At 36.9% G+C, this 12,020-nt stretch carries 5 protein-coding genes; 4 read left to right on the top strand and 1 reads right to left on the bottom strand.

Features of this window, described 5'->3' with window-relative positions; all coding sequences use genetic code 11:
* The 4 genes from HYU07_07915 to HYU07_07900 form a co-directional block, all read left to right on the top strand.
* Positions 1 to 364 (top strand): hypothetical protein (locus HYU07_07915; protein MBI2130124.1); only part of this gene is annotated, 364 nt, incomplete at its 5' end.
* Between the two features lie 165 nt (positions 365 to 529).
* Complete coding sequence (locus tag HYU07_07910) at positions 530 to 679, top strand: hypothetical protein (protein ID MBI2130123.1); 150 nt, start codon at positions 530 to 532, stop codon at positions 677 to 679.
* The gene (locus tag HYU07_07905) at positions 680 to 940 is read left to right on the top strand and encodes a hypothetical protein (GenBank protein MBI2130122.1); all 261 of its coding nucleotides are present in this window, start codon (positions 680 to 682) and stop codon (positions 938 to 940) included.
* Between the two features lie 48 nt (positions 941 to 988).
* Positions 989 to 1,360 carry a hypothetical protein gene (locus HYU07_07900; GenBank protein ID MBI2130121.1) on the top strand — a complete coding sequence of 124 codons (372 nt, stop codon included), beginning with the start codon at positions 989 to 991 and terminating at the stop codon, positions 1,358 to 1,360.
* Between the two features lie 15 nt (positions 1,361 to 1,375).
* On the opposite strand, the gene HYU07_07895 is transcribed toward HYU07_07900, so the two are convergent.
* On the bottom strand, positions 1,376 to 12,020 hold a 10,645-nt coding region (locus tag HYU07_07895; protein ID MBI2130120.1), incomplete at its 5' end, for a right-handed parallel beta-helix repeat-containing protein.

Raw genomic sequence — 12,020 nt, 5'->3', positions numbered from 1 at the left:
TGCTGTAAAATTACATTGTCCAGAATCTTTATCTAAGGAGGTTGAAGAGCACAAATCACGAATTAAAATTCTCTCAAATCTTCCTTCAACTGAGCTAGATCTGTTATTGAAGAAATTAAAAGAAAAAATCAAGTCTTTTTCATTATCCGAATATGAAAAATTCCTCAAGCAGGCTAACTCGCTTATCTCAGACAAAGAAGACACAGAATACCTTGCTTTGTCATTGGCGCTCAATAAAATGCCAATCTGGTCTAATGATCCGCATTTCAAGAAACAATCAATAGTTGAGGTATTCAACACCAAAGAACTTGTAGATAAACTTAAATCACGAGGGCATAAATTCCCGAACTCAGCATTTCTATAACGATTATCAACGGCATCATGCGATAGATTCTTAACTTTATTAAGGATTAAATTGGTTAAATTATTGAACTCTTTTTCTGTTATCTCCTGCAAATGCCCAAAAACAAAACATTTAAATATTTCAACGTATTTACTTGTATTAACATAAATACTTTGAGGTGGAAAAATGGACAAAATGACTGTGTCTGTGCCTGATGAGCTGCTGGACAGGCTGAGGAAAAAACATCCCGAAATAAATTGGGCTGAAGTAGCTAGAAGAGGCATAATAAAGAAGCTTGAGAAGCTTGAGGAATTGGAAAGAAGAGGTGAGCTGTAGATGGCAAGCGTAACATTTGCGGTGGATGGCGAATTAAGGTCGAGGATAGGAAGGTTTTCCTGGGTGAACTGGTCTGAAGTGGCAAGAGAAGACTTAATCAAGAAAGAAGAAATAGAAGAATTGCACAGGAAGCTCGAATCAAAGGAAGAGCAGAAATTCATTAAATGGAGCGTTGAGTTAGGAAGGAAGGCAAAGAAAGGCAGGTTTAAAAGATTGCTTGCTGAGCTTTCTCCAGAAGAAAGAAGAGAATTATTACGATAAGAAAATAAGATGATACTTATACCTGATAATAATATACTATTTTCACTTATGAATCCATTATCTATCAATTCGTATATTTTCTCCACACTCGGAGTTAAATTTTGTGCTCCTAGCTTCTTAAAATCCGAATTTGAAGAGCATAAATTAGATTGCTTATTGAAATCAGGCCTTTCAGAATATGAGTTTGAGATAAGACAGAAAGAAATTGAGGAGAAGATTGAATTCATTGATTTTCCTGAATATAAGGGATTTCTTAAGGCAGCAAAAAATTCCTTGCCTGATTCAGATGATGAACCATACGTTGCACTAGCTTTATCAATTAAAGCCGCTATTTGGTCTAATGACCCACATCTCAAAATGCAGTCGCTGGTTAAAGTATACACAACTGAAGAATTGATCGATGAATTGCTGAAATCCTGATTCTTATTTTTCATTTTATTGCTCTTTTTTCCTCATTCTTATCATTACAAAAACAATTATCAAAACCAGCACCAATGCGAACATTCCGAACATAAGCCACTGCGCATTAAATCCAGATCCTTTTTCCCCCAACACTTCAAAAACATCTGTTGAAGCTGCCTCTCTGCCGGCATATGCAACAAGAGTTTCAAATGTGTACATTCCTGGCTTTACAGTTGATGGGGTTGGCAATACGAGCTCCTTTTCTTTCTGCTCAAAGACAGCTATTGTTTCAGACCTCTCTGTTATCAGGTCTCCCTTCATTGTTTTCATGCTGTAAGTTATGAAGACATCCACTTTTGCTTTCGGGCCGCCGACATTGAGCATTTGCAGCAAAGCTTTTACATCTTCTCCTGGCTTTATTTTTGGAGTCAATACCCTTGAAATTACATCGAACAGCGGAACAAGCGCCTGGGAATATGTTTCTGTCTTGATGTGCTTCTGGTATTGAGGATCCCAGCCGCCTATTATGGCAGGAAGCACCCAAGTTCCGCCGCCAACTATTGCAATGCTGTAATTTATTAAGATTGAATCATTATCATAAATCGTTCCGTCCCAGTTTGTGAAGTTATAGCTGAAGTTGTATGAAAATACAGAAGCTAATTGCCCGTCTGGAAGCGTTGAGTTGTACGGGTTGTAAAGCTTATAGTCTTCAGGCTCTGTCAGTGTCTTGTAGCTGTTTGAAGTCTTGTTGTAATAAGTTATATTTAATCCAACTAGCTGGGATTTTGCCGATATTGAACTTGGTAAATAATCCACTAATAAGATGCTTGTCAGCTTTCCACCTAATGACTGCATCTCTATGCCAACTGTAATGTTTTGAGGATTGGTTGGATCAGCTGATATTTTCTTATAGCCCCTTAATACGATTTGGGATGAGGTTATGTTTGTTAATTTGAAGTCTGCTGCTGTGTTTGAGGCGATGTCTTTTACTGTTGCATTTGTGTAGATGAGCCTTGTATCGTTTGCATTCATCTTTGAGCTGTTCATTAAGTAATTGATCTGTATGCTGTCGTTTTCAGTCATGTAGAATCCTAAGGAAGTTGACATGTTTGAGATGTTTATTATGAGCCATGTGTTCGCTGTTCCGCTGTTATCTATTATTGTCTTTGTAGCATTCGCTGTTATGTCTATTGTGTTTGAGCCGGCATCGCTCCAGTTGATGAAAAGAACAGCGATTCTTGATTCATTTTCATAGATGAAGTCATACGGAATTTCATCTGTGATATTTATGAATGAAATGTCATTTGTTGTTTTGTTCACTTTCACAGTTGTTGTTACATTAATTGTTTCATTTGAGGCTGCCATTACCATGTCTGGCGCTAAAGCTTTTGTTATCAGGAAGGTTATGTTGAAAGCTGGCGGAGCACCTGGAGCAGTTACATTGATTCTGACATCAACCTGCTGACTTGACGTGATATATTTTATTGTTGAATTTGCGCTTGTTGTATAGTTTGCTGTGAAGTTTGAAGTATAATTTATGATATTAGTCCCGTTCTGCACATATTCTATTGTTGCCCACTTTCCTGTAAAGCCAGTTGCTGCTGTTGTATCAATCCATCTTTGAACCCAGGATGATGTGCTGTTTTCATATGCGAAAACTGTTGCGCCTGATACAGCAGATGAGTTTGACCATGTTACATTAACATCAACATAGTATTGATTGGTGAAATTAGAATAATCCCCTAATGAATTGGTTACATTCACTCCTGTCTTGTTGAAGCTGTTGTTCAAGCTCGTAATCCAAGAATTGTTTGTTATGTAGAAGTCCCACAATGCAGAGCCGGTGAAAGTTGCATTTGCAACAGTTATGTTTATTGATTGAGATGCATTTATTCCGACGGTGTTATTTTCAAGAATTCCGCCAATTATGGATATATTTGAAGCATTGTTAAGGAAAATTCCTGCATAATTCAAGCCAGAGTAAGTTATATTATTGTTGTAGATGAACTGAGAAGCTGTTAAGGTGTTATTTATGATTATTCCGTCTGCTGTTGAATTGAGAATTATGTTGTTTGTTATGTTGTTGCGCTCTGTTGTTGAATCGCCTACCTGAATGCCATTCCTTGCAAATGTGATGTTGTTTAGGTTGATTATATTGTTATCAGAATCAGTAATAAGGCTGATTCCATCTGAACTAGTGCTTGTTATATTGATTTTATTGCCGGATATGGTATTTGAGCTTGAACTTGCTGTAAGTTGAATGCCATGTGAGCCAGCTCCACTTGGAGTTATTATATTGTTTTGCATCAAGTTTGAATTTGAGCTCACGCGGAGGGAAATGCCATTAGCACTAGCGATACTTGTTGTGATTATGTTGTTTGATAGATTATTCGAGGAACTTTTATCAAGAAGAACACCAATACCGTCATTATTTATTGCATTATTTATTAAATCATTATTTGTTGAAGATTCTAAGAAAAATCCACGCCTTGCACCGCCGCTTATGTTATTTCCTTTGATTATAACATTGCTAACATTATAAAGATTTATTCCCAAGCTTTTAGCTCCATAACCTGCATCCGTAACTTTAGAGTTCTGCATTGTAAAGTTGTCATTTCCGCCATTTCCAAAAGCCCAGAAGTCAAATTCATAGTTTGAATCGTTGCTCATGAGCCAGCTTCCATCTTCCTGAGTTGAAGCATTGCTGTCCAAATCGTAAATAAACAAGCCGCCATTCGGGCTTTTATTGATAAATCCAGAGCCGTCTGCGAACATAGAAAAGTTTATGGTTACATTATACAAGGTTAAGCTGCCATTGTTGAATATTGTTATGTTTCCAGCAACGTAGATTGTTTCATTGGCGCATGTTACATTGCTTGTTATGTTCCAGCTTACCTGTCCTGCTGTGTAGCTGCCATTGCAGAACTGGGTTATAGTTGGAACAGGTATTCTGATATCTATTTGCTGTGAGCTTGTTATGTACTTTGCTGTTGAATTTGCATTTGTGCTATCGTTTGCTGTGAAGTTTGATGTGTAATTGACAATATTTGTTGCATTCTGAACGTACTCTATTACAGCCCACTTTCCTGTGAATCCGTTTGAAGCTGTTGTGTCAGTCCATCTTTGAACCCAGGATGATGTGCTGTTTTCATATGCGAAAACTGTTGCGCCTGATACAGCTGTTGAATTGGAGTAAGTCACATTGACGTCAACATACCATTGGGCTGTGAAGTTTGAGTAATCATTCGGCACATTGGTTACATTTACAGCAGACTTGTTGAAGCTGTTGTTCAAGCTCGTAATCCAAGAATTGTTTGTTATGTAGAAGTCCCACAATGAGTTTAAGACAAATGTTGCATTTGCGATTGTTACATTTACTGATTGTGAAGCGTTTATGCCAATTATGCTGTATTCAAGAGAGCCTGAAACAATTGTGATGTTTGAAGCGTTGTTTAATAGTATTGAGTTATTGGAATAAGAGATATTGTTGTTGTAGATGAACTGAGAGGCTGTTAAGGTGTTATTTATGGTTATCCCATCTGATGATGAATTGAGGATTATGTTGTTTGTGATATTGTTTCTTTCTGGAAGGACTGTTACGAGACTTGTTTCAAGCCTTATGCCGCTTCTGCCTGATTTGGAAATATTGTTCGAATCTACCTTATTATTGTTTGAATCGCCAAAAATATAAATACTATCTGAATTTCTTCCCGATGTGTTTATTTTATTGCCTGTTATATTGCTTTCAGAAGTTGCCTGAATAAAAATGCCAATGCTTCCATTTCCGGTTGTTGTTATTGTGTTGCTTTCTATCAATAAATTTGAATTTGCTAACTGAGCCATGATACCATGGTCAACATTCCCGGTTGTTGCAATAATATTGCTCCTTATTATGTTTGAATCAGAGCCTCTTTTAAGATAAATACCTCTGCTATTAACATTGTCTGACACCAGCGTATTGCCCTGTATTGTATTTGAATCTGAAGCATCCAAGTAGATGATGATGTTTGTAATTGCTGTTTCATTTATGAAATTGCCTGACACATTATTATTGTTTGATGCATTTAAAATAATCCCGAACTTTAAGCCGCCGCTCATGTTGTTTCCTGTAATTTTAATATTGCTTACATTATAGAGGTGTATTCCTAAGCTTCCAGCTCCATAACCCGAAGCTTCCACAATGGAGTTCTGCATTGTAAAGTTGTCATTTAACCCATTGCCAAAAACCCAGAAATCATACCTGTTGTTTGAATTATTGCTTATTATTTTTGTTGCATCGTATTGTGTTGAGGCATTGCTGTCTAAATCGTAGATGAACAAGCCTCCATTTGGCGATTTGTTTATGGAATTGCTTCCAGCAGCAAATGCAGAGAAGTTGATTGTAACATTATACAATGTCAAGCTGCCGTTGTTGAAGATTGTTATGTTGCCAGCAATGTAGATTGTCTCATTGGCGCAGGTTATGTTGCTTGTAATATTCCAGCTTACCTGTCCTGCTGTGTAGTTGCCATTGCAGTATTCAGTTATAGCTGGCAGCCTTACATCAACCTGCTGCGAGCTTGTTATGTATTTTATAGTTGAATTTGCCCTTGTTGATTTAGCTGCGGTGAAATTGGATGTGTAATTTACAATGGTTGTTCCATTCTGCACATATTCTATTGTTGCCCATTTTCCTGTAAAGCCATCGCCTCCTGCTGTCTCTGCCCATTCTTGACTCCATGATCCTGTTGTATTTTCATAAGCATAAACAGATGCTCCTGATACAGCAAGAGAATCTGGGTCTGTTACGTTAACATCCACATACCACTGGACTGTGAAGTTTGAGTAATCGCTTACAGCATTGGTTACATTCACAGCAGACTTATTAAAGCTGTTGTTCAAGCTAATGAGCCATGAATTGTTAGTTATGTAGAAGTCCCACAATGTGTTTAAGACAAATGTTGCATTTGCGATTGTTACATTTAATGACCGAGAGGCATTTATTCCCACTCTGCTGTATTCCAGAGAGCCTGAGATTATTGTAATGTTTGAAGCATTGCTCAATAATATTGAGAAATTGCTTGAATAAGAAATGTTATTGTTGTAAATGAACTGAGAAGCTGTTAAAGTGTTGTTTAAGAAAATTCCATTTCCAGTTGAATTTAAAATGATGTTGTTTGTGATGTTGTTTCTTTCTGGAATGCTCGTTCCGCTGTTTTCAATCCTTATTCCGTCTCTGCCTGGCTTTGAGATGTTGTTTAAGTTAAGTATATTGTTGTCTGAATCAGAAAGGATATAAACACCATCAGCATTTGTTCCAGTTGCGTTAATTATGTTGCTTGTTGCGTTGTTGTTTGAGCTTGAAGAAATAAGAATGCCAGTGGCGTTATTTGTCATTATTATATTGCCTGTTATATTTGTGTTTGAGCTTGAGCCTGAAGAAAGGTAAATGCCATAGCCCTTGCTTCCGTTTGTTGTTATATTATTGCTTTGAACTATATTTGATCTTGAAGTAATAAGAATGCCATAACTACCATCAATAACAACACCTCCCCTCGTTGTTATTGTGTTGCTTTGCAAGGTGTTTGAGCTTGAGATTGAAACAAGATAAATGCCAAAGCTATTGCTTCCATTTGTCGTTATTGTATTGCTTGTTACATTATTATAAGAGCTTGCAGAAAGATGAATGCCGTTGCTGCCAACCCCAACCACAGTACCCGTTGTTACTATATTATTGCTTGATATGCTTGAGTTACTGCTTGAAGAAAGAAAAATGCCAATTCCATCTGAACCTGTTGTTGTTATTGTGTTATTCTGCACTGTGTTTAAGCTTGATCTTGTATCAAGATAAATTCCATAGCTGTCAGCCTTTGTTGTTATTATCGTATTGCTTGATATGTTTGAGTTATTGCTTGAAACAACATAAATGCCATAAGCAGAAGTTGCAATTGTTCCTGTTGTTACAGTATTCCCAAATATAGTTGTATTTTGGATTGAAACAAGATAAATGCCATAACCAGCTGCAGCTACACCCAAAGTGTTTATCGTATTGCTTGACAATGTATTTGAATTAGAATTTGAAATAAGATAAATACCATGACCCGAGCTTGCAGTTGTATTTATTTGATTGTTTGAGATGTTGTTGTTCGTTGAGTATTGCAGATATAAGCCATAATAAGCACCACCGCTTATATTATTCCCTTTAACAACAACATTGCTTATGTTGTAGAGCTGTACTCCTAAACTGTTTGTTAAATATCCCGCATCTGTTATTTTAGAGTTCTGCATTGTAAAGTTGTCATTAGCTCCATTGCCAAAAGCCCAGAAGTCAAATTCATAGTTTGAATCATTGCTCATTAGCCAGCTTCCATCTTCCTGCGTTGATGCATTGCTGTCTAAGTCATAGATGTAAAGACCGCCATTTGGGCTTTTGTTAATGAAATTAGAGCCGTCTGCAAATGCTGAGAAGTTGATGGTTACGTTATAGAGAGTTAAAGAGCCGTTGTTGAAGATTGTTATGTTCCCGTCAACATAGATTGTCTGATTTGCACAGGTCAGATTAGAAGTGATATTCCAAGTTGCTTGTCCTTGCGTGTAGCTGTTATTGCAGTATTTATTCGGATTCTTCAGCACAATATCAATCTGAGTTCCTGTAATGTTTTTAACGCTTACATTATATGTTGAGGAGTTAGCCAAATATCCAGTTAATGATGCAGTTCCTGTATGCAAATTAGAGCTATTTATTGAACTGGCATTCTGCACGTAATCAATCACAGCAAACCAGCCCGTTAAGCCATTAGTTGTTGTGTCTGTCCATTCTGATGCCCCAAATACATCAGTTGATGTCACACTAGAAGAATTCATATGGATTCCGCTTGAATTGGTTACATTCGCCCTTGCATACCACATTACTGTAAAGTTGCTGAAATCACCAGCAGAGCCTGTTATGTTTACGGCAGTTGAATTGAAGCTGTTGTTCAGGCTAATGAGCCATGAATTATTGGTTATATAGAAGTCCCACAATGTGTTTAAGACAAATGTTGCATTTGCGATTGTTACATTTGTTGATTGCGAGGCATTAATGCCTGTTCTGCTGTATTCCAAAGAACCTGAGATTATTGTAATGTTTGATGCATTGTTTAATTGTATAGAATTATTGCTTGAATAAGAAATGTTGTTGTTGTAAATGAACTGAGAAGCCGTTAAAGTGTTGTTTATGAATATTCCGCTTCCAGTTGAGTTTAAAATAATGTTATTTGTTATGTTATTTCTTTCTGGAAGATTAGTCGCTGAGCCTCCAATCCTTATTCCATCTCTGCCTGACTTTGAGATGTTGTTGAAGTTAAAGATATTATTGTCTGAATTAGAAAAAATGTAAATGCTGTCAGAGCCTGTACTATTGGCGGTTATTATGTTGCCTGTTGCATTGTTGTTTGAGCTTGAAGAAAGCCAAATGCCATAACTAGTGCTTCCATTTGTTGTTATATTATTGCTTTGTAATGAGTTTGAGCTTGAGCTTGAAGCAAGAGAAATGCCATAACCAGAGCTTCCGCTTGTTGTTATTGCATTGCTTTGCAATGTTGAGTTTGAGCTTGAAGTAAGTCCAATTCCAAAACCACTGCTTCCGTTTGTTGTTATGGTATTGCCTGTTGCATTGTTGTTTGAGCTTGAAAGAAGAAGAATGCCATAAGCAGTATTTCCATTTGTTGTTATTGCATTGCTTTGCAATGTGCTTGAATTTGAGCTTGAAGAAATATAAATGCCATACCCCCAGTCCCCATTTGTTGTTATTGTATTGCCCGTTATATTGTTTGAGCTTGAGCTTAAAAGACGAATCCCAACTGGTTCAGGAGATACAAGATAAGCCCCTCTTGTTGTTATTGTGTTGTTTGATATAGTTAGAATAGAGCTGGAACTGGCAAATAAACCAGGACTATCACTTCCATTTATTGTTATTGTGTTGCTCCGTATTGTGTTTGAATTAGAGCTTGAAAGAAGATAAATGCCATAACTAGAGCTTCCATTTGTTGTAATTGTATTGCTTTGCAAAGTGTTTGAGTTTGAGCTTGTAGTAAGAAAGATGCCATATGCAGTAGGACTACCACTTGTTGTTATCGTGTTATTTGATATTTTTGAGTTTGAGCTTGAATCAAGACGAATACCAGCACCATTAGATACATTTGTATTTATTACATTATTTGTTATGTTATTGTTTGTTGAATATTGCAAGTATAATCCAAATAGAGCACCATCACTTATATTGTTCCATGAAACAATAACATTGCTCACATTGTAAAGCTGTATGCCATAACTTCCAGCAGTTGAATACCCAGCATCCTTCACAATGCTGTTCTGCATTGTAAAATTATCATTCTTTCCATTTCCAAAAGCCCAGAAATCAAACTCATAATTTGAATCATTGCTCATGAGCCAGCTTCCATCTTCCTGAGTTGAGGCATTGCTGTCAAGGTCATAAATAAACAATCCTCCATTTGGCGATTTGTTGATGAAATTAGAGCCGTCTGCAAAGGCAGAGAAGTTGATTGTGACATTGTAAAGAGTCAAACTGCCGTTGTTGAAGATTGTAATGTTCCCGTCAACGTAAATCGTTTGATTTGCACATGTTAGATTAGAAGTTATGTTCCACGTTACTTGCCCTTGAGTATAGCTGTTATTGCAGTATCTATTTGGATTCTTCAAAACAATATCGACCTGAGTTCCTGTAATGTTTTTAACACTTACATTATAAGTTGAGGAGTTAGCCAAATATCCGGTTAATGATGCAGTTCCTGTATGCAGGTTATAATCCAATATTACAGTTCCGTTCTGTATATAATCTATTGTTGCAAACCACCCCGTTAATCCAGTTGAAGCTGTTGTATCAGTCCAGTCTGTTCCTGAATTGACGTCTGTTGATGTTACAGACGCAGCATTCATGGCGCTTCCAGTTGAGTTTGTTACATTTGCGCGGGCATACCACATTACAGTAAAGTTTGAGTAATCGCCTAATGAATTGGTTATATTTACTCCTGTCTTGTTGAAGCTGTTGTTAAGGCTTGTAATCCAAGAGTTGTTCATAATGTAGAAATCCCACAATGTGTTCAACACAAAAGTTGCATTCACTATTGTAACGTTTACAGATTGAGAAGCATTAAGTCCAGTTCTGCTGTATTCCAGAGAGCCTGATATTATTGTGATGTTTGAGGCGTTGTTTAATTGTATTGAATTGTTGTTTGAATAAGAGATGTTGTTGTTGTAAATAAGCTGAGAAGCTGTCAATGTGTTGTTCAGGAATATTCCATTTCCAGTTGAATTTAAAATAATGTTGTTTGTTATGTTGTTTCTTTCTGGAAGATTAGTTGTTGAACCTCCTATTCTTATTCCATCTCTGCCTGATTTAGAGATGTTGTTTAAGTTGAAAATGTTGTTGTCTGAATTGCCCCAAATGTAAATTCCATCTGCATTAGCCCCTGTTGCGTTTATTATGTTGCTTGTTGCGCTATTGTTTGAGCTTGATTGAAGATAAATGCCATTGCTTCCCCACTCTGGACCAGCAATGCCGCTTGTTGTTATTGTGTTGCTTGTTATGTTTGAGCTTGAGCTAGACTGAATACGAATGCCCTGACCCGTGTTTCCAGTTGTTGTTATTGTGTTATTCAGCAACATTATGTTTGAGCTTGAGGAAAGCCAAATTCCAAATCCAGAGCCTCCACGCGTTATTATTGTATTGCTTTGGGCTGTGTTTGAATTTGAGCTTGTAAGAAGATAAATACCGTTGCTACTAGTTCCGATTGTTTCTATCTGATTATCTGTTATATTATTTGAACTGCTGCTTGAAGAGAGAGAAATACCATCTGAAGCACCCGATGTTGCATTTATACTGTTGTTTTGCAATAAGCTTAAATTAGAGCCTAAAAGAAGTTGGATGCCATCGCCCTCAGTATATACCCGTATTGTATTTCCAGTTATGTTATTTGAGATGGAGTTTGATTGCCTTATACCGTTACTGCCAGTTCCGCTTGCCATTATTATATTTCCTTGCACTGAATTTGAGTTTGAGCTTGAACTAAGTGAAATGCCAGAACCAGAACTGTACGTTATGTTTATTGCATTGTTAGTTATGTTGTTGCTTGTTGAGTAATTCAAATATAATGTATATTTTGCACCGCCGCTTATATTGTTTCCTGCGATAACAGAATTACTGATGTTATGAAGCGATATACCATAGCTTTTAGAGCCATAACCAGCTCCTAAAATTATTGAATTCCTCATCGTAAAGTTGTCATTCAATCCGTTGCCAAACACCCAGAAGTCAAAGTCAAATAAATTGTTGGTTGTGTTTATCAAGGTAGCATCGTATTGTGTCGAAGCATTATTGTCCACATCATAAACAAATAATCCTCCATTCGGCGATTTATTTATGAAATTAGAGCCGTTTTCAAATGCCTGGAATATTATGGTTACATTATAGAGAGTTAAGCTGCCGTTGTTGAAGATTGTTATGTTGCTATCTACATAGATTGTCTCATTCGCGCAAGTCAGATTAGAGGTGATGTTCCACGTTACTTGTCCCTGAGTATAGCTGTTATTGCAGTATTTATTCGCATTCTTCAGCACAATATCAACCTGAGTTCCTGTAATGTTTTTGACGCTTACATTATAAGTTGACGAATTAGATAAATGACCGCTAACTCCTGAA

It is taken from the genome of Candidatus Woesearchaeota archaeon (assembly GCA_016180285.1).
Taxonomy (GTDB): Archaea; Nanobdellota; Nanobdellia; order Woesearchaeales; family JACPBO01; genus JACPBO01.
This window is presented reverse-complemented; position numbering and strand designations above follow the sequence as displayed.

Excerpts from the sequence above, each read along its gene's own strand:
- HYU07_07905 (MBI2130122.1), top strand. The coding sequence starts at position 680 with ATGGCAAGCGTAACATTTGCGGTGGATGGCGAATTAAGGTCGAGGATA.
- HYU07_07900 (MBI2130121.1), top strand. The coding sequence starts at position 989 with ATGAATCCATTATCTATCAATTCGTATATTTTCTCCACACTCGGAGTT.
- HYU07_07910 (MBI2130123.1), top strand. The coding sequence starts at position 530 with ATGGACAAAATGACTGTGTCTGTGCCTGATGAGCTGCTGGACAGGCTG.